At 59.5% G+C, this 20,021-nt stretch carries 16 protein-coding genes and 1 tRNA gene; 14 read left to right on the top strand and 3 right to left on the bottom strand.

Annotation, left to right across the window (positions count from 1 at the left end; translation table 11 throughout):
- The first annotated feature begins 11 nt into the window (after positions 1–11).
- Together ACZ48V_RS04325 and ACZ48V_RS04320 are read left to right on the top strand one after the other, a co-directional pair.
- On the top strand, positions 12–2,807 hold the full coding sequence (locus ACZ48V_RS04325) for an ATP-binding protein (RefSeq protein ID WP_464541940.1): 2,796 nt from the start codon (positions 12–14) through the stop codon (positions 2,805–2,807).
- Positions 2,808–2,841: 34 nt separating this feature from the next.
- Entirely contained in the window at positions 2,842–3,690 is an 849-nt protein-coding gene (locus tag ACZ48V_RS04320; RefSeq protein ID WP_464541938.1) for a hypothetical protein, read from the top strand.
- A 136-nt stretch (positions 3,691–3,826) separates the two neighbouring features.
- On the opposite strand, the gene ACZ48V_RS04315 is transcribed toward ACZ48V_RS04320, so the two are convergent.
- Positions 3,827–3,915, bottom strand: a tRNA-Ser gene (locus ACZ48V_RS04315).
- A gap of 223 nt (positions 3,916–4,138) precedes the next feature.
- Between ACZ48V_RS04315 and queC the strand changes: the two genes are divergently transcribed.
- The 4 genes from queC (at position 4,139) to ACZ48V_RS04295 (ending at position 10,494) form a co-directional block, all read left to right on the top strand.
- Positions 4,139–4,846: a 7-cyano-7-deazaguanine synthase QueC gene (gene queC, locus ACZ48V_RS04310; protein ID WP_464541936.1), complete on the top strand. Its 708-nt coding sequence runs from the start codon at positions 4,139–4,141 to the stop codon at positions 4,844–4,846.
- Positions 4,847–5,124: 278 nt separating this feature from the next.
- The gene (locus ACZ48V_RS04305; RefSeq protein WP_464541934.1) at positions 5,125–5,895 is read left to right on the top strand and encodes a 7-carboxy-7-deazaguanine synthase QueE; all 771 of its coding nucleotides are present in this window, start codon (positions 5,125–5,127) and stop codon (positions 5,893–5,895) included.
- 296 nt (positions 5,896–6,191) lie between these two features.
- Positions 6,192–9,596: a protein DpdE gene (gene dpdE / locus ACZ48V_RS04300; protein WP_464541932.1), complete on the top strand. Its 3,405-nt coding sequence runs from the start codon at positions 6,192–6,194 to the stop codon at positions 9,594–9,596.
- An 85-nt stretch (positions 9,597–9,681) separates the two neighbouring features.
- Complete coding sequence (locus tag ACZ48V_RS04295) at positions 9,682–10,494, top strand: ZIP family metal transporter (protein ID WP_464541930.1); 813 nt, start codon at positions 9,682–9,684, stop codon at positions 10,492–10,494.
- 66 nt (positions 10,495–10,560) lie between these two features.
- Here ACZ48V_RS04295 and ACZ48V_RS04290 read toward each other — a convergent pair whose 3' ends face one another.
- On the bottom strand, positions 10,561–11,193 hold the full coding sequence (locus tag ACZ48V_RS04290) for a hypothetical protein (RefSeq protein WP_464541929.1): 633 nt from the start codon (positions 11,191–11,193) through the stop codon (positions 10,561–10,563).
- Positions 11,194–11,396: 203 nt separating this feature from the next.
- On the opposite strand from ACZ48V_RS04290, the gene ACZ48V_RS04285 reads away from it, so the two are divergent.
- The 3 genes from ACZ48V_RS04285 (at position 11,397) to ACZ48V_RS04275 (ending at position 13,752) form a co-directional block, all read left to right on the top strand.
- On the top strand, positions 11,397–12,089 hold the full coding sequence (locus ACZ48V_RS04285) for a GYF domain-containing protein (RefSeq protein ID WP_464541927.1): 693 nt from the start codon (positions 11,397–11,399) through the stop codon (positions 12,087–12,089).
- Between the two features lie 98 nt (positions 12,090–12,187).
- Entirely contained in the window at positions 12,188–12,739 is a 552-nt protein-coding gene (locus ACZ48V_RS04280) for a manganese efflux pump MntP (RefSeq protein ID WP_464541925.1), read from the top strand.
- A 116-nt stretch (positions 12,740–12,855) separates the two neighbouring features.
- Positions 12,856–13,752 carry a substrate-binding periplasmic protein gene (locus ACZ48V_RS04275; protein ID WP_464541923.1) on the top strand — a complete coding sequence of 299 codons (897 nt, stop codon included), beginning with the start codon at positions 12,856–12,858 and terminating at the stop codon, positions 13,750–13,752.
- On the opposite strand, the gene ACZ48V_RS04270 is transcribed toward ACZ48V_RS04275, so the two are convergent.
- Positions 13,736–14,758, bottom strand: coding sequence for a CobW family GTP-binding protein (locus ACZ48V_RS04270; RefSeq protein ID WP_464541921.1), 1,023 nt, complete (start codon positions 14,756–14,758; stop codon positions 13,736–13,738). The two genes, ACZ48V_RS04275 and ACZ48V_RS04270, sit on opposite strands and share 17 nt — an antisense overlap.
- A gap of 345 nt (positions 14,759–15,103) precedes the next feature.
- On the opposite strand from ACZ48V_RS04270, the gene ACZ48V_RS04265 reads away from it, so the two are divergent.
- The 5 genes from ACZ48V_RS04265 to ACZ48V_RS04245 all read left to right on the top strand — a co-directional run bounded on the left by ACZ48V_RS04265 (position 15,104) and on the right by ACZ48V_RS04245 (position 19,823).
- Positions 15,104–15,760, top strand: a complete 657-nt coding sequence (locus ACZ48V_RS04265) for a DUF2306 domain-containing protein (protein ID WP_464541919.1) — start codon at positions 15,104–15,106, stop codon at positions 15,758–15,760.
- A gap of 24 nt (positions 15,761–15,784) precedes the next feature.
- Positions 15,785–16,831, top strand: coding sequence for a sensor histidine kinase (locus tag ACZ48V_RS04260; RefSeq protein ID WP_464541917.1), 1,047 nt, complete (start codon positions 15,785–15,787; stop codon positions 16,829–16,831).
- A 12-nt stretch (positions 16,832–16,843) separates the two neighbouring features.
- On the top strand, positions 16,844–17,578 hold the full coding sequence (locus ACZ48V_RS04255) for a LytR/AlgR family response regulator transcription factor (RefSeq protein ID WP_464541915.1): 735 nt from the start codon (positions 16,844–16,846) through the stop codon (positions 17,576–17,578).
- A 71-nt stretch (positions 17,579–17,649) separates the two neighbouring features.
- A complete protein-coding gene (locus ACZ48V_RS04250; RefSeq protein WP_464541914.1) occupies positions 17,650–18,183 on the top strand; it encodes an adenine phosphoribosyltransferase in 534 nt (177 codons plus the stop codon).
- 56 nt (positions 18,184–18,239) lie between these two features.
- The gene (locus ACZ48V_RS04245) at positions 18,240–19,823 is read left to right on the top strand and encodes an MFS transporter (protein ID WP_464541912.1); all 1,584 of its coding nucleotides are present in this window, start codon (positions 18,240–18,242) and stop codon (positions 19,821–19,823) included.
- Positions 19,824–20,021: the final 198 nt, after the last annotated feature.

Below are 20,021 nucleotides of genomic sequence, written 5' to 3'. Positions count from 1 at the left end.
ATCATTGTGTTATGGCTCTCCTTGGACCCACCCGACTCATTCTGATACACGCCGGTACGTTTGATTTTGCTGATGTAGACCTGACGCGTCCGCTGCATTTGATAGGCCCGAACAATGTTGGCAAGACCACTCTGGTCAACCTGCTTCAGTTTTTGTACGTGGACAAGATCAGCCACATGTCTTTTTTTGGGTATACCACGCGGGAAACGCGGCGCTATTACTTTCCAGAGCGCTACAGCTACGTTCTGTTTGAGTGCCGAACCCCGCAGGGCTTGCAGGTTTTTGGAGTGCACGGTACCGGACCTGCAAAAAACTACGCCGTACAACGGTTTGCCTATGCTGGACCATGGGTCCGCAGCGACTTTCTAACAGACGACAACGCTCCTCGCCCCATCGACGAGGTAAAGCCTGAACTGGCCCTTAAGAACCTGCGGCTGATGAAAGCGCATCATCTTCGTGCTGCTCTTACCGGCATCGGTGAGAATAAGACCGTACACCTTGGTCTTGTACCCGTAAAGAGCCAGGAGGGCTATGATCGGTTTCGCGACCTGTTCAAAGGCCTGATTCGGCTTCGCCATCTGGACCAGCACACCCTGAAGTCTACACTTTGCAACACGTATGCTGAAGAACTGGGTGCCCTGTCGATCGACCTAAAAACGGATTATGCCGCTCAGTTTGCAAAAATGCAGAACCAGCGCGACGAGATTGAGAAGCTGGAACTAATTGAGGACAGTATTCGCACCGCTCTCGAGCACTACGAACGGCGCCAGCATCTCCGAAGCACCGGCGTGCAGCTGTGGGATCAGGTTACGCACACGGCAGACCAGCTTCGCAACACACTTGACGAGGCGGCTCGCGCCCAGGCTCAAGCGATCCACCAAGAAAAGAGCACGCGCAATGACCTTCAAAAAGCGTATCGCACGCTGGATGCAACACGCGACGACCTGAACCAGACGCTGGGCGGTGTGAAGGGTAACCTGCAGCGGTTGAGAGACATAGTGAAGGCAGGCGCAGACGTTGACCCCGAAACGACTGAGCACAAGCTGAAGCACCTGCGTCAGAAGCAGGCTTCACTGCGCGCCAAGATACAATCCATTGATGCAGACGACCCGAAGCGTATTCGCGCTCGCCTGCAACGGGTCAATAAGAATGTGGAGCAAATGCGCCACCGCCTCGCGAATCTTGAGAATGCGGTAGGTCCGGTGCTCAAAAAAACGCTCGGCACAGCTCGCATGAACCGGCTGTTTCGCATTCTGAACCCGGAAATGCTGGACCTGAACCCATCGGGACCTCACCTGAACATTACTGACCAAGATGCCCTTCTGGCGCGTCTCCGTCGTCTGGATGACGAACTCACGGCCAATCCATGGGTGGCTTCATGGGGCACGCTGTCTTTGAGCGGACTGACGCCCCCTCCATTGGACCAGTATATTGATGCCGATCGCATCCGCGCAGCGTTTCAGGATGCTACAGGTGAGCAGGAGCGGCTTCAACAACGACTGGCCATCGCCGAGAACCGGAGCAAGCTGAACGCGGATATTCAATCATTGCAGAAAACGATTGATGACCTGCAGGCTGTACTGCAGCATCGCCGTAAGGCTGAGGAGGCCTCCCAACAGATTCCTGAACTTCGCAATCAGAAAGCGCAAGTTGAGGCTGAAATGCAAGTCGTCACACAGCGCCGGGATGCGGTGCGAGACGACGTGCAGGTGCATGATAAGCGTATCCAAGACGCTCAGGTGCGTTATCAGCAGATTCAGAAATCTCTCCGAGAGCTGAAGAACGAGCAGCGCGCCTTGCACGCTCCCCCGGCTGCATGGACACCTCCAAACAAGGACAGCGAGGAAACGGTCGCATCCGATAGCTCACAAGTAGCACATTCTGTTGAAGGCGATGCAGGAGATATGCTTGCTGCCATCCGGCCTCTCTTCAGTGCATACCGTACGACCCTCAGCGATGAACAAGATGCAGAGGACCACCTGCGCCGAGCGCTTCGACGAATCCACACGCGAACTACGGCTCAGTACGAACGCGACACGTTGGAAGCTACCCTAACTGTTCTGCGCGACGAACTGCAGGGGCTTGCTCCGCGTCGTCAGGCTGCCGAAAATATGTGGCAGCAGCTAATGACCGGACTGGGTCGCAACCTGAGCGATCTACTGGCACGCCTTGATACACTACAGGCCAAAGTCAGTGCAATTAACCGGCGCTTGCGAACCACATCCGTATCCGACCTGAAGCGACTCAAACTGGTTGTTTCGCCCATAGACGAAATGGTTCGGCTCCTCAAGCGCACCGCTGAGCAAAATGCCATGCCTCTCTTTGGTAATGCCGAAGCACATGCCGCAGATGCACAACAGCTTGACACCATGCTGCGCACCCACCCGCGCATCCACCTGAGCGATCTGTTCAATGTAACCTTTGAAGTCACCGCTGCTGATGGCACAACAAGATCATACGACGGCCTGCAGTCTATCGAGTCAAATGGAACGAGTATCAGCATCAAAGTGCTCGTGCATCTGGTACTGATCAACGACCTGCTCAGCGACACCGATCGCACGATTCCATTCTACCTGGACGAGGCCTCGAGCCTGGATGACCGGAACCTAATAGGAATTACCGAAACGGCAAAGCGCATGGGGTTTGTACCTATCCTGGCGAGTCCGACCGAGTCGACGGCGGTAGATCATCTGTACTATCTTCAGTCCTCAGAAGACCGGGTGTACCTGGGTCCAAATCAGCGCGTGCGCTTGCGACGTCCCGAAGAAAGCGCCTCCCCGACTTCCCGTGCTGCCCCCAATACCTAACCTCTGCTTTCTTGCATCTCCCCAGAGAAAAACGATGGCCGATGGTCTCCTAACAACTCTTACCGGACTGATAGAACACGGAGCGGTAGCCTGGAGCAAGGTGAGCACTACGCAACGCAAAGCACTCCGTCCCCTACTTGATGGCGGCATTTTGGTACGCGAACGGTCTGGCAGCGGAGAGCGGCTCGTTGTAAAGAATCCAGCGGTTGTGCAGCGTTTTGCAGATAATCGTTACCCTAACGGACTTGCTGAAGCTACAGAAGCAGCTCAGCAATCGGGGCGTCTGTCTACTACGCAGGGCGTACAGTATTTTCGGGATGCGAAGCGAGGGGGCCAGCAGGCCGACCTTCTGCTCTTTCGAGGACGCCCTGGCACCACGATCCAATGCAATGGCATCGACCTGCCGGTCGGACAACTCACGAGCACTGCTGGCGTGGCAGCCGCCATACTGAGCGCATCCCAGAACCTGTCCATGTGTGGAACGCTCGCTGTCGTGGAGAACCAGACCGCCTTCCTCCGTGCTGAGGCGCTGGGCGTTGACTTTGACATCGCCCTGTACGGGCGAGGACGGCTATCAGGACGGGTTATTGAGTGGCTGGCAAGTAGCGCCATGGAAGCGGTCGACGTAGTCCACTGCCCTGATTATGACCTGGTTGGCCTTAACGAGTATAGCCGGCTACATGCCCAATGTGGAGGGCGCGTCCGGTTGCATCGTCCTCATGACCTGGAGAGATTGCTGCAACGATACGGCAAACCGTCTCTCTACTGGGAGAACCACCTCCTCCTTGCCTCGCTAGAAGACGCGCCGCCAGCAGCCCGGTCGGTCGCTACCCTGCTTACGCGCTACGGATGTGGGCTCGAGCAGGAGATCTTGATTACGTGATCTTAGCTCCCAAACAGACCAGCAGCACATGACTTGCCTCTGTGCGGGTCTCATAACAGTGCGAGCACACGCAGGAACCGGCAAACTGCCCCCTGTAGAGAACGGAGAGACATGAAAACAGCAGAGGAGAAAAAAGCGGAGGGGGAGGGATTCGAACCCCCGAGACCCGCGAGGGCCTGCCGGTTTTCAAGACCGGTGCATTCAACCAGGCTCTGCCACCCCTCCGTATGTAGCGTTACGTACGTCTCTTTGCGTGACGTGCTGTGCCTCGCACTCGGCATTAGGACACATATCACATTTCCATCGTACCAAACACGCCGATGTGCTGCAAGATCCACCCTCCTCGTTTGGGCGAGTTTTCACGGAGCACGCGCTGCTCTCGCATCCCAAACGCGTACCATCTATTCTTTCTCCACGTATCCCTCTTGCTTACTGATCCGGTTGCGCCATGCCTACTGATGATCCTAACAACGCCTCCGCTCTGGTGCTCTTTTCAGGCGGACAGGACTCGACCACCTGCCTCTTCTGGGCGCTGCAGCGCTTCGACGATGTGCATGCGCTTGGCTTTACCTATGGGCAGAAGCACGCCATCGAGACGGAGCAGGCCCGTAAGATCGCGGGAAAGGCCGGTGTGCCGTACGACTGCATCGACCTGACCGGCGCACTGGAAGGCTCTGCGCTCACCGAGCACGACAAGGATATGAACGCGCCGCACGCTCGCAATGAGGACCTGCCCGCCAGCTTTGTACCCGGACGCAACGCGCTCTTCCTGAGCACCGCCGCCGCATATGCATACAACCGCGGCACCACCAACCTTGTAGGCGGGATGTGCCAGACCGACTATTCCGGCTACCCCGACTGCCGACGTACATTCATCAGTTCGATGCAGGTGAGCCTCTCGCTGGCAATAGACGCAGACCTGAAGATCCATACGCCGCTGATGGATCTCACGAAGGCCGAGACCTGGAAACTGGCCGCCGACCTTGGCACCGTAGCGGACTGTGACGTGTTCGAAGTGGTGCGTGTGATGAGCCACACCGATTACAACGGCGATCGCAGCCAGCTCAACGAGTGGGGCTATGGCCGGCTCGACAACCCTGCTTCCAAGCTGCGCGCGAAGGGCTACGAGGAGGCCAAAGAAAAGGGATGGGTGTAGCGGGTCTGCCAAATGCTAAGGCGATGGGTAGTGGATGGACGCTGAATGATAAGGCGATTGGATGCCGCAGCTTTTTCTTTTTCGAACCCCTTCTCCCTTATTCCGCTTCGCTCCATCAGTCGCCCTACGGGCTCGTGTCGGGGTTCTCCTCCTTGGCCAAGAGAGAGATGTCCACAGGATCACGCCTGCAGCGAAGCTCGGCAGACAGAGGGGGTTTGGGTGAGCGTGCGATGATGTAAACCACAGGCAATCATTTAACATTGAACCGCTACCGAAATATGGATACCCTCGCAGATACTCGTCCCGCAGCCCTGCCCGACGCCACGCACGTATCCACTTCAGACCCCGCATCTACCTACCGGGTCAAGAACGTCTTTCGTACGGTACAGGGCGAGGGCTTCTGGGCGGGGCGTCCGGCCGTGTTTGTGCGGCTGGTTGGATGCAACATGTGGAGCGGGTACGAGGACGATCGCGAGCGCGATGCCCAGCGCACCGGCGCCGACTGTCCCCGCTGGTGCGACACGGACTTCACCAAGGAAGGCAGCACCGCCTACACCGCCGGTGAACTCACCCAGCAGATGCGCGAGGTGGGCGGTCCCATTGGCTTCTGCGTGCTTACCGGCGGCGAGCCGTTCCTGCAGGCCGACGCAGCGCTCATCCAGGCGATGCACGCAGCCGGATATACCATCGCCATTGAGACCAACGGCACGGTGGCGCTGGCAGACGCATTTGCGGATCCGGAGACCGGGGAGATTACGGCGCCGGACTGGATCACCTGCAGTCCGAAGCTGCCCGAGGAGTACCTCGCTCTTGAGCGCTTCGATGAACTGAAGCTGGTGGTGCCGGACTACCGGCCCGCCCACTATGAGCGGTTCGCCCGGCGTGGTATCCGGCACACCATCGCCGGTGAGACGCGGCGCTGCCTCTACGTACAGCCCGAGGATGGCCCGCGCTTCAACGACGCTCAAGACGAAGCCGTGTCTCTCGCCACTCAGCACCCGGAATGGAGCGTGAGTACCCAGACGCATAAGGTACTTGACGTCGATTAGGCAGCGTCTGAAAACGCTCCGCGGGCTGCACGCTGCCGGATGCAAAGCTGTACCCACTGTAAGGGGTAGGTGCACCATATAGATTCACCATATTAGATGCATACCGGAGCGAAGCATCCAAAATCCCAACTCCCCATCTTCCGTACTTCCTTCATCCCTCCCCCTCGCCTTTGCACCACACTTCACATGGCACTGCCCATGAAGGCGGCACCTGTGGAGGCATGCGCCGTACGGGTGAGATGGCGGCGCGGCTGCTCCGTCTTATCGCCTTCCTTTCGCTCTGACGTTTGCTCTGCATGGCTACTCCCGCTACCGACGACCAACAGATGGTGCTCCTGCTTCACTGGTGGCTCACCGAACGCCGCGAGGCGCTCGGATACTCGTGGGACGACCTGGCCCGCCTTACGGGTACGCTGCCCGATACCGTTGAGCAGTGGGCCGCTGGCGAGGGCCTGCCCGACTACCCGCAGCTCAAGGCGCTGGCTCAGCACCTCGGAGACCCCGATCATCCCCCCGGCGCGGAGCCGCTGCCCGACACCGAGGTGGGCCTGCACGACTTCGTGATTGCAGGCAACGGGCTTGGCATCGGGAAGTGTGTGTCGCTGGAGAATGGCACGGCAACCGTGGAGTACTTCGACACGATTGCCCGGCGCGAAACGCGCGAGGAGCCGACAGCCCGCCTGCGCGTGGTGCGCCTGGCCAACCAGACGCGCTGCTACGTCTTCGACCCGGAGGCGGAGCGCTGGCACATGGGCCGCGTACGACGCCTCGGCGATGGCGATCGCATGATCGAGCTGCCCGACCAGGAGGTCGAAGACCCCGGTCAGGAGCATCTCTACGTGCGCTGGGCTCGTCCGGTAGAAGATCCTACAGAGACGCTCAAGCAGAAAGGCCACGAAACGGTGTTCTTCCGCAATCAGCGGGCACCGTTTGTGCGGGCGCTGCTTCGTCAGCGCACAGCCTCGCACGGAGCATCTGGACTCCTCTCGTCGAGCATCGAGCTGTATCCGCATCAGGTCGAGATTATGCGCCAGATGCTTGAAGATCCGGCGCCGCGCTATCTGCTTGCAGATGAGGCGGGGCTTGGCAAATCGGTCGAAGCAGGTGTTGTCATCCGGCAGTTTCTGATCGATCACGACGCCGGCCACGTGCAGATCTGCGCCCCTGCCGAGCAGCACGCCGCCTGGGAGCACGCTCTCGATGCCATGTTCGACACCGAAGCGCTCCGCGGTACGGTGTCTGTCGACCCGCTCTCGGCTGTCTCGGGGACGGAGGCCAACCTTCTCGTTGTCGACGATGCCGATCGCGTAGCTGCCTGGGCGCAGACCGACCCCGATGCGTTTGCCAGCGCCGCAGCCGCTATTCACGCCGCCCCGCGCCTGCTGCTCCTGTCGGATGCCACGCCCCATCATGCCGAGCAGCCGTTTCTTGCGCTCTTGCACCTGCTCGATCCGGACACCTACCCGCTCGACGCCACCGAGGCCTTCACAGCCCGGCGCGAGGCCCGCGCCTCATGGAGCAAAGTGCTGCACGACCTGTCGGCCACTGCCAGCGAGGAGGCGCTTCGCCGCGCCTGTACCCGTATCTGCGAAGCGCATCCGAGCGACGATGAACTGCACGCCTGCGCGACCGCTCTGCAAGAGGCGCTCGACGATCCGGATGCGGAGCCGACCAATGGGGCCATCGACCACGTGCGCATCCTCCTGAAAAATCGGTACCGCTGGCACCCCCACATGCTGCGCACCCGGCGGGCCGATGTAGCGGATGTGGACGCCGTTCGCCAGGCGCCTGAGTATGCCGAGTTCGGGATGGATCTGCGCGAGGAGACGGTGCATGCGCTGTTGGATGCGTGGCGAACGGAGATCTATGAGACCGCGCTCGCTGATGCGGAGGCGCCCGCCATGCCGTATGCGCGTATCTTGCAGACGCTGGTGGAGACAGCCGGGAGCGACCTTTCCCTCTTTGCGAAGGCCGTAGCGTATCGGCACAGCGGCGCCGAAAGCGATCGCCTCAACGGCGACCTGACCGCCCCCGAACGCCGCCGCCTGCGCGAAACGCCGCTTTCAGAAGATGAGGAGGCGCTGCTCCACGACATGGAAACCGCCGCCCGGGCTGCTGTTGACGATATGGACCTGTCGCACGCGGACTGGCTTGCGGCCTTCCTCGATCAGAAGATGGATGCGGACGCTGCGGTGCCCGAAACGTTTGTGGTACACACGCGCTACCCGTCGGTTGCCGCGCGCCTGCACGAGCAGCTCACCGACCGGTTCGGCTATGCCGCCACGGCGCTCTATCACGCCAACGAAGATGTAGCGATGGCCCAGGACGAAGTCCGGCGGCTGCTGGAGGAAGACGCCTGCCGCATTCTGATATGTGATCGGTCGGGCGTAGGGGCCATCGACCTGTCGTTTGTAGACCACCTCATCCACTACGACCTGCCGTGGGATGCCCGTCAGATCGAAGCCCGCACCGGCGGACTCGACCGCGTTGGGCGGCGGGGGCGTCCGCTGCACACGCACGTCTACCTTGGGCCCGACGTGGAGGGCTCGCTCTTTGAGGCGTGGTACCGGCTTGTGCAAGAGGGGCTCGGCGTACTCGACACCTCGGTTGCTCCGGTGCAGCCGTGGCTCACGCAGATTCAGCCCGACCTGATCGAGACGCTCCTCGCAAAGGGTACCGCAGATATTGACGAGCGGGTGCAGGCACTGCACGACGCGCGTACCCGCACGCACGAGCGCACAGCTCAAGAGGCGCTCTTTGAGCAGCCCGAGGCGCTTGCCAGCGGCGATACACCGTACTTTGAGTCGGTGGAGGCACTCGAAGCCGACAGCCGCGCGCTCTATCGCGACATGGACGCCTGGATCACGAAAGCGCTGCGCTTCCACCGCTCCAAGCGGGGCTACCCCGACGACATCTTACGCTACCAGCCCGACTTCAACGGAAAAACGCTGATTCCTTTCGACACGATCCTGAATCGCTTTCTGCCGAAGTCCGACAAGCCCACCACGTACCACCGTCCGGTAGCGCTGCAGAGCCAGGCGCGTGCCGACGTTACCGCCAACCTGTTTCGTGTCGGGCATCCGTTCCTGGATGCGCTCACGGACTACTTCGAGTGGGACGACCGCGGACGGGCTTATGCTATCTGGCGCACGAACCGCCAATGGAACCTGCTCGGGCGCGACGACGCGCTTTTCTTCCGGTTCGAGTTTGTGGTGGAGGCGAACGCTGCGCATCTGTCGGAGGCGGGCGCCCACCCGGCTCGCGCAGCCTTGCAGCGCCGCGCCAATGCGGTCTTTCCGCCACAGTTCGTAACGATCTGCACGACGGGCACGGGTGAGGTCGTCGACAACGAAGGGCTGCGCAGCCTGCTGGAGGCGGAGCCTGAGCGTCAGCAAGACGGCGGCAGCGACACAAACATCAAAGGCGACCGCCTGCCTGCACTCGACGCGTTTGTCGACCCAAACCGATGGGCCACGCGCTGCGATGATGCGCGTGATGCCGCGCGCCGCGCACTCCGATCTGGCGATCGCCTGGTGGAACGGCAAGAGCGGGCGAAGCAGGAACTGCAGGCGCAGGCATCTCCCGAAATCGCGGCCACGCTGCGCGAGAGCATTGCCGACCCGGCAGTGCGCCTTGATAGCGTAGGCGCTATCGTACTCTCGGGCGGCCCGCTGCCCATCGACGAGGAAGGGGCCGCGTGAGCGCCTGTTGATCTCTCAATTTGGCCTCTGAGGCGTCCCGTCGTGCCTTCCTGTTGGTAACGAGTCCCATTTTGCCCCACGCTTCATGCCTCTAACGGAATGGATTTGGACCGACCTGTTGATTGTAGGTGGAGCCGGGGCGATCACCGGTCTGGCTACCGGACTGGGCGTGCTTCCATTTTTTGTGACGCGCCGGGTGTCGGCCCGTTGGATGGTCGGGCTCTGGGGCGCTGCCCTTGGACTCCTCGCCACGATGAGCGTGCTCGTGCTCTATGAGGGCGTTCAGAGCGGACCCACATACTGGGTTCTGGGAGGTGCAATTCTGGGCATGGGTCTCATGGCAGGGACAGACCAGATCTTGAAAAAGCGCCTTCCTGCCTCCGGCGCCTCCAAAACACATCAGCAGCGCCTCACCATACTGGTCGTGGGCGCCATGTTCGTCCACAGCATTCCTGAGGGCGTGGCCGTCGGCGTCGCGTTTGCTGACCTGCCCCACACAGAAGGACTCTCTCTCGGTGGGTTTGACCTGCCTGCGCTGGCAGTGTCTATGACTGCAGCCATGGCCTTGCTCAACATTCCGGAAGGGCTGGCTATTGCGCTCCCGCTCATTGCGCATGGCGTTTCGCGCGCGAAAGCGCTGGGGTGGGCCGTGCTCTCAGGCCTGCCTCAGCCTATCGGGGCCGTGGCGGCCTACCTGTTTGTAAACGTAGCCCACGGGCTTATGCCGGCCGGACTTGGCTTTGCCGCTGGCGCCTTGGCCTATCTCATGATTTTTGAGTTCTGGCCTACTGCCCGTAAACAGGGACGCTCATTGCCTGACCGCGGTCGGCGCGAGCTGCTGCTCGGACTGGGCTTTGGGGTGCTCCTGGTCGGCGGATTGCTATGGGCCACCCACTGAAGAACGCGACTGCCGAAAACCGCGACCGTTCGCCGGTTGATGCCTCTCGTTCCGGGCATCATCTAATCAACCCCCGTTCTCAAAGCCCCATGGAGCAGGGGGCGTTTCAATCGGTGCAGTCAGGTCAAAATCCAGGCGATAGCCCCACGTCCCGTCACTATACGTACCATACGTAAAGCGCTCGCCGGGGTCAATCTCGATGCGCCAGCCGCTTTGCGTATCCGGACTTATAAACTCGACGATGTACGCATCGATCACGGCTGAGCTTACCGCACCATACCAACTGCTCTCCTCTTCTTCGCCATCACGGTAACGATGATCGTGGCGCAGCTCCAGGCCGTCTTCATGAGGCATGAGCACCCATGTACGCGACCGGTTCCAGTCGTCGGCCTCTGGCTCTAACACATGCAGGGGGATGCGCAGCTCCTCTTCGCTACATTCGCGGATATGCATTGTTAGCTCAGCGTCTTCGGAGAGCTGGTCATCGCCTTCCGGCTTTTCGATCACGACGCCCTCGTACGCCTGCCCGCAGTCATCGGAGAGGGTGGCCCAGAATGCGGCATAATCGGCAGGTACAGGTGGTTCAGCATTGTCGTCGCCGTTCGACACAGCAGGGCTTTCAGGCTCGCATCCTGTCCATACAAACAGAGCAGCCAGAAGCAGGAAGGGGGTAAAACGGGGAATGAGATATCGACGCATGAGGCAGTGGTGTGAGAACGGAGTGTACGACGTATAGGAACGGCATGAGCTTCCAAAATACAAACTGCGCACGGTTAAACAAATAAATCAGCACGAAGGTAGAGCAGCCCGGATCTTTTAGAACCGTCTATTTTTGCGGTTAGGTGATATACTGCCTACGTTACAGAAAAGCACATCGTTTGTATTGACAGCGTCTCTATTCTATGTGGTATTACAGCGATGACGGAACGCAGCGGGGGCCGTTTTCGGAGCGTGAGTTTCAGCGGTGCATCCAAAGCGGGGAGGTAGCCCCCGATGATCTGGTCTGGCACAACGAGTTGAGCGGGTGGACGCCGGCAAAGGAGGTGCCCGACTTACTCATGCCGCCTCCGCCCTCCGATGCCTCCTCACAAGAACGGGGGGCTTCGTTGCGCTCGGCAGCCGAGCGTGGACTCTTTGGCGACGAACGGCACTGGGAATCAGACACCTCCTCGGATCCATTCGAACCGGTAGCCCCACCGCCCGGTCATAGCCGAAAGCAGACCCGGCCCGCCGAACCGTCCGCGCAGCACGATGAACACAGCCCGACCTATGAAGAGAATCCCTCGTTCTTTGGATACCGGGGTCGTCTCGGACGGCTGTCGTACTTCCTTCGCTCGTTTTCTATTGCGCTCGTGCTTGTTGTACCTGCAACCATTGCCGAGGAAGTAGGTGCACTTGGGAGCGCTGCGCTGCTCTACCTTGTTGCAGCGGTTCTACTCTCTTTCCCTGCCGTCCAGCGCCTTCACGACGTAAACCTGTCGGGCTGGTTTTACTGGATTGGCTTGATTCCGCTTGTCAATGTTCTCTTTGGGCTGTACATGCTTTTTGCAAGCGGCACCGACGGACCCAACCGGTACGGCCCTGCGCCCTCGTAAGTATGCGCTCTCCAACTGGAAAAGGGGCTGTATCCTGCGGTAGCAGATGCGGACGCCGCGTATCGCCACATAAAGCCATGTATAGCTGAGGGCTCATTATGACTGTCGTGGAACTGCTTGTCCTTGGCGTTGTGATTGCAGCGAACAACATGGCCGTAGCGCTGGCCCTCGGCGCGTTGAAGCAGTACGCGCGCCGGAGGCGCATCATTGTGGTATTTGGCCTCTTCGAATTCTTCGTACCGCTTCTAGGCATCACGCTGGGCCAGGCTACGGCACGGTGGATTGAGCAAGAGATCGCATGGGTCGGGGCGCTTTTGTTGATTCTTTTGGGCGGGTGGACGCTGGCCTCCAGCATGCGACAGGCCGCCCCAGAAGACACCATTGCTCAACGCATCACGACGTGGACCGGTCTGGCTATGCTGGCTGCCGGACTTAGCCTGGACAACCTGCTCATCGGGTTTGGTCTTGGGCTTGGCACCATAGATGCACTGCTCGTTGCCACAACCATGTGCCTCTTTTCCGTCGTGTTCACCTGGGTTGGGCTGTACGCCGGGTACCGCATTGGAGATGCATTCCGCCACTACCTTACCGCAGCGGCAGGCGTACTGCTCATCGTTCTCGGCGGGCTGAAGGCTCTTCATTGGATCTGAGTTCGCGCACAATCTATTGAACGCAGAGATAGGGCCCGCGAGCACAACAGGTCTGTTTTTCGCTTTGTGTCTGCCATAAATCACACTCTTGTACCTGACCTTCTCATTGCCTGCTTATGCCTGTACGTCTGCTTTCAGCTCTTACTGGCACCGTACTCATCAGCCTACTTCTTCTATCTGGCTGTGCCTCTGAAAACGCTGATGCGATAGGGCAAGATACCGGATCATCATGGTCCGACGCACAGGCAGACGGCGAGGCAGCCGTCACGGTGCTCTACGTACCGGCCGACGACTTCGCGTACGTCAACGAACACGACTCACTCACTGGCATCACGGTCGAGTTGATGCGGATGTTTGCCGACTGGGTAGCCACCGAGCGCGGTATCGACCTCACGCTCAACTTTGTAGAGGAGACCAACTGGCGCACGTTCTACGAGCGCGTACACCATGCCCGGAACGGCGTCTTCGGATTGGGGAACGTAACCATCACTGAGGAACGGCGCAGCGAGCTTCAGTTCTCGCCGCCGTACTTTAACAACGTGGCTGTGCTCATCACGCACGAATCGGTCGAGGAGTTGGACCGGCTAAGCAACTGGTCTCAGACGTTTGAAGGGCTCACCCCGCTGGCATTTGAGGGCACGCTGCATGAAGAGCGGCTGCGGAATATTGTGCAGGCACACGCCTCCGATACCGATCTGGCATTTTCAAACGCGAACGACGACCTCATCGAACGGGTCGCAACCGGAGATTACGCGGCCTACATCGACGGGTATAACTACTGGCGCGCACTCAACGATGGAGCGCCGCTTCGCCGCCACCCTGTAGGCGACGATCCCGCCGAAACGTTTGGTATCATCATGCCGCTGGATAGCGCGTGGGATGCACCTGTTGAGGCTTTCTTCGACAACGGAGGCGACCTGCGTGAACGCGCGGCTTATCGTGCTCTGCTGCGTGACCATCTTGGACCAGAGGTTACAGACGCACTCACACGCGCAGTCAGCGACGCGCAGTAAACGATGCCGCGCCTGCCAGTGCCGTATCAAAGTGGGCCTGTAGCGCTTCGGGATCTGGCCCCTCAGGCAGGCTCAGCACCACCAGGGCAGTGCGTGGTGTGTCGGGCCAGGCGCCTCGAAACGTGAGGGCAGCGCGGCGTCCGGCCATCTGAAGCAGCATACGTTCCTGACGCGTTTCTTCAGTAGCCACAAAGCCCTTCACGCGCAGCACCGTGTCGGGCAGACGGCGCAGCATGCGTTGCACGTCGTCTAAGTTTGTAAACGGCACCTCCGACCGGTACGTCCACCGCCGAAACGACGCCTCATGGTCATGGTGGTGCGCATGGTCCTCGTCGTGTTCGTGGCTGTGCCCGTGGTCTTCATTCGAATGGACCTCGTGTACAGATGGCAGCGGGACGGCCCCATCCAGCAGAACCGGAATCGGAACGTCAGCATGTTTGGTCTCAAGGATGCGTGCGCCGGGCGTCCACTCCTTGATCCAGGCGCGCAGATCGGCAATCTTATCGTCCTCGACAAGATCGACCTTGTTGAGCAGCACGATGTTGGCGGACTTAATCTGGGAAGCCACCAGCTCTTGCACGTCGTGGCCGTCGGGATACGGCGCGCGCTCGGCATCAATCACCGTAAGAACGCTATCGAGGCGCAGGTGCCGTTGCAGTCCGGGCGCCATCAGTCCCGCCGCGATGGGCATCGGGTCGGAAATACCGCTCGCCTCGACCAGGATATGCTCCGGCGGGGTGTCACGTCCAACGAGGTACATCGCTGCCGACGTGAGGCCCGACTGCATTGTGCAGCAGATGCATCCGCCCTCCAGGCGCAGCACATCGGCCTCCTGCCCAGCCACGAGATCAGCATCCACATTCAGGTCGCCGAAGTCGTTCACGAGCACCGCAAAGCGCGAGGCGCTGTCGGAGCGTAGCAAGCGGTTCAAAAGCGTCGTTTTGCCCGCCCCCAGAAATCCAGCCAGCAGGGTTACGGGAATCGGGGCGGTCGGCATGTCGGGCATACAGTGTCGGGCAGACAAACGAGAAGAGAGAGAAGTAGACACAACACTCATACACACGGAAATGTGTATAACCCGGTTCCGTCGGTAGGCTTAGAGCCTGTTTGGGTTTTGGTTTGCAGGCAAGAGCGAGCGCCGCCGCTCGGAGCCCAAATTAAGAAATCAAAACGAGTTCTTAGGGGGATGCGCCGCGTCCCGTTCGTCTCGGTATCCAGACCGCTGATCCGGTGCTTGTACCGTTGGTGCTGTTTTTGTAGACAGCGGAGGTAAAATGCACGTACGTTATGAGCAATACTTATTGGCCTGCAGTTATAGCCCGTGATGCGTTCTCTCTCTCCTGTAGCTCTTATGTGGACTGCCCTGCTTAGCTTGATTTCCTGGACCCATATTGCTCTCGGCTTCCTTGCGCTCTTCGCTGGTCCTGCAGCCATGTACGCCCGCAAGGGCGGCACGGCGCATCGCCGGTGGGGACAGGTCTTTGCCGTGTCGATGGGTGTTGTCGTCGTTACAGCCGTGCCGTTGGCGATTGCAAGCACCAATGTGTTTCTTCTCTTCGTGTCGGGCTTCAGCGGCTACTTCGTATGGACGGGCGTGCGTGCCCTGCAGCATAAGCCTGGAGGCGCGGGACCAGCACGACCAGACTGGATCGGCACAGGAAGTATGCTCCTGGTGAGCATGGGACTGATCGTGTGGGGCGGATGGATGCAGGGACAGAGCACTGTTGCCTCCGTTGCTCTCGTTTTCGGCAGCATCGGCACTGCGCTGGCTGGATATGACCTGTACGACCTCTTCGCCCCGGCCTCCGATCCACGTGCCTGGTTCTACACCCACCTGTCGCGTATGCTCGGCGGATATATCGCCGCCGTCACTGCATTTGCCACCACCACCCTCACCATGCTCCCCCCGCTCGTCCGCTGGCTGGGTCCCACCGCTGTGGGCGTGGCAGGCATCGTGTGGCTGACCCGCTCGTACCGGCGTCGGTTTAACGCTCCAACCTCCGCATAAGCCCCGGCTCATACGTTCTGGTTCATGAGAAAACTTTTTCGACTTGCCGGATGGGTGGGCCTGGTGGGCATTGCCACCGGAACGATCGTATTTTTCAGCATTGGCAGCCTGAATGCCCCCGGCACCCACAGTCGCGTGTGGATACGCAGCGTCACTCATGCTGCGATCTACACCGGTATCATGACAGCTGTCATCATGGGCGTTGGTAACTGGGTATATACCTGGTTGCCCTTGCAATCGTATCGGGCCGTAGCCGGACATGTGGTGGGACAAGCAGGTGCCACACTGGTCTCGTTTGCAGTCGCCACAGGCGTAAATCATGTGCTGTTTCCAGACACGTTCTCGCTGTCCGGACCGGTGCTTTTCATCGTTGCGGGAGTCGCCGCCGGTACAGCGGCGCTGTGGAGCAGCTTCGCCTACATGGCCGAGTTTTTTCAACGCATGCAAGCCGCGCAGTCGGCCGCCTACGATGCCCGCCTGCAAGCGCTGCGTGCACAGATCAACCCACACTTTCTGTTTAACGCATTCAACACGGTCGCTGCGCTGATTCGGACGCGTCCCAAAGAGGCAGAAGCTGTTGTCGAAGATCTGTCTGACCTCTTTCGCTACACACTGCATGCTTCGGAACACGACACTGCACGGCTCACCGATGAACTTGACGCTGTGCGGCGGTATCTGGCTATCGAAAAAGCTCGTTTTCAGGACCGGCTGCAGGTAGATGTGCAGGTTGACGACGGGCTCCGCCAGATGCACATGCCAAGCATGACCCTGCAACCGCTCGTAGAGAACGCCGTGAAGCACGGCGTAGGCCAAACTACAGCACCCTGTGAGGTGTCCATTCAAGCACATGACCTCAGAGATCGGTGGCAACTGCGCGTCAGCGACACAGGACCGGGGTTCGACACCACCAACCCGGATGTGATATGCTCCCGGGGTACCGGACTCAGCAATGTGCGCGAGCGCCTGTCTCTCTTTGTTGGTGGACACGAGGCGCTGCTTATAGAACGGCAAGGCGTTGTGATTACGCTCCCGAAAAGAACGACCACCGCTTCTGACTTTTCTGATTCATAGATGCTCTACACCATGCGCTGTATACTGGTCGACGACGAGCCGCTGGCACGCGAGCGCTTTCGGTCGCTCCTTGACGAATCCGACTCCGATGTTACGGTGGTCGGAGAAGCCGGAAGCGGCAAAGACGCCGTGCCGCTCATCCATGAAACGCAGCCCGATGTGGTTTTTCTGGATGTGCAGATGCCCGTGCTCGACGGATTCGACGTAGTCGACCTGCTCTCCAAGCCGCGTCCACACATCGTGTTCGTAACGGCCTATGACAAGTATGCCCTGCAGGCGTTTGACATCCATGCCCTCGACTACCTCACCAAACCGGTTCGGCTGACGCGTCTGAGCAGTACGTTGCAACGACTGGCGGAAGCGACCGCATCCGAACCGAATGAGGGGCTTGATACGCTCCGCAAGGAGCGTCAAAGCAAGACACTGCATCGCCTCACGGTACATGTGGGGCGCAAGCTGCGTGTGGTCGATCTTGACGACATCCGCTACGTCGAAGCCAAGAACAAGCTGGTGTTTGTACATCTGCATAACGCACGCTACCGAACGGATTTCACGCTGCAGGAACTGGAGAAGCGTCTTGACGATCGGTTTGTCCGTATACACCGTTCCATCATCGCGAATCTGGATGACGCGTACGAGCTGGTACCGTGGTCGTCGGGGACCTACCGACTTCGGCTTGCAGACGGCACCGAGCTTCCTGTTGCCCGGCGGCGCACACAGACGGTAAAGTCCGCACTGGGAACGTAACGGATCCGTGCGCACTGCTTGCTCATACGTTTGGGGTGGTTCGTTACTTATCCTGATTGCAGTGCTGCTTCATGCCTCCTACCGATGCGCTTGCCGATGCCCTTCGAACCATCCCTGATTTCCCCGAACCGGGGATCCAGTACAAAGACATCACACCTATTCTATCGAACGCGGCGCTGCTACACGCAGCTGTATCCCGGCTGGCAACACCGTATGCTGAAGCGAACATCACCAAGGTGGTAGGGATTGAGGCCCGTGGGTTCATTCTAGGCCCTATGCTGGCGCGCGAGCTCAATGCCGGTTTCGTGCCCGTGCGCAAGGCAGGCAAGTTGCCCCACAACACGCTTGAGGCGACCTACGAGTTGGAGTACGGCACCGACACGATCGAAATACATACCGATGCGCTCGCTGCCTCCGACCGCGTGCTCCTACACGACGACGTCCTGGCTACCGGCGGTACCGCTGCTGCCACTGCACGCCTAATCAAACGCAGCGGGGCCACCCTCCATGGGTTTTCGTTTCTGGTCGAGCTTGCTTTCTTAGAAGGCCGTACCGCGCTCGATGACTCGACTCCGTTTCATAGTGTGCTTCCCCTTGAAGGGTAGGCGCCTCTCGTCTACCTGCGTGCACGCCTCACTGTCTGCGTACCTGTTCCTGTCCCATGCTCGACATTCAGAAACGCCTCTCCAACTCCTTCTACGCGCTGTTAGCGCTTCCAGCTACGGCCATGGGCTTTGCACTCACCGTGCAGATCGCTGCGCTTAGCTGGATTCTAAGTACGCAGTATGGCCTGCAGATCGATGAAATCGGCATTGTATGGGCCACAGGGCCTATTGCCGGGATTATCGGCCAGGTTGTCATTGGTATCATCAGCGACAAGGTCTGGTTTTGGAACGGACGCCGGCGCCCGTTTCTGATTATTGGCGGGGTGCTGGCTTCGCTCATGATTCTGGCGCTACCCAATATTGGCGTCATCCAGGAAGGCCTCGGACTCGACGGGGTTCTGGGCATCGCTATCATCGTGTCGATGACGCTCGACCTGTCGATCAACCTCTCGTTTAATCCGGCCCGCTCGATCATCGCTGATGTGACGCCCGAGGGGCGCGAGCGCACCAAAGGGTACACCTGGATGCAGACGGTATCGGGCACGTTTGGCGTGCTGGCCTATCTCATCGGCGCCGTGTTCGACAATTTTGTCCTGCTCTACTTCGGCGTGGGGCTTGTCTTTTTCTTCTCCGTAATCCCACCGCTCTTCGTAAAGGAGCCCAAGTACCTGGGCAAGTACGGGCAAGACGAGGACGAACTCGACCGGGCAGCCGCCGAGCGCGGCGACCCTGATGGGATCCAAAGCTTCGATGATATCAGCTTCATGGAGGTCCTCCACGGCATTCGTCCGCTATGGGGATTTCTCGTCTACGCCGTCTACGCGATCGCGATGCGGCTTACCGGCTTCGAGTTTGCCGGGTATTACTTTGAAGGCATTCTCTTAGCAATCACGGTCTTCTTTATTGCCGAAGCCCTTCTGAAATCGGAAGCCGGGAAATCCAAAGAAGAGGCGGGGCTCATCGGGTTTCGTAAAGTACTGGCTGCGCACTCCTTTACGTGGATTGGCATCCAGTCAATGTTTATTTACATGTTTGCGTTTGTCGACTTCCGCCTGCCCGGCATGAGCGACGATGGTCTGGGTACGGTGGTAAACTGGAGCTTCTTTTCGCTCAACCTGGTCGCTGCCATTCTTCCTGTTTTAGCGCTGGAGCCTCTCGCTAACAAGTTTGGCCGCGTGAAAGTGCATGCCGTTGCCCTCGCCTGCACTGCAGCTGGCTATGTAGGCATTCTCGCGTTTGGCTTTTCCCCCTGGGCCATTTATCTGTGGATGGCGGTTGTGGGCATCGGCTGGGCCTCAACGATTAGCCTGCCGTTTGCAATCATGTCGCAGAAGATCGACCAAGGAAAAATGGGACTCTACATGGGGCTCTTCAACCTGTCGGTCGTGCTTCCACAACTGGTGGCCAGCTTCGGCGTGGGCGAGGCCGTTCAGGCTGCCGACGATAAGGGGCTCGTGTTCATCATCTGTGCGGGCACCGTGGCGTTCTCATCGCTGGCCTGGTTTATGATCAAGGAGCCCGAGGACGAGCAGACCGAGAACCCGGTGCTACTCGACCAAGAGATTGAGAGCGAAGCTGCCGATACTAACCACCCAGATGGTGCCGGAACCGGGTCAGAGATTGCCAAGGCTAACAAGTAAGCTGCCTGCAAACGCTCAGCCAATCCGGCACTGGCGCGCAAGTAAGATACCCCAAAACAGACGGTGGGTACGTCGACATCCAGAGACAAGACCGCTTTACAGTCCACGCAGTTTATGCAAGTTTATGGGATGTGCTGGCAAACACGCATCCTGAAACCCCTTCCGAGTCGTCTGCATTTTGCATGATGCTCGGTGCTT

Source organism: Longimonas haloalkaliphila (genome assembly GCF_055379825.1).
The sequence above is the reverse complement of the archived record's forward strand: the minus strand, read 5'-3'. Positions and strand labels throughout refer to the sequence as shown.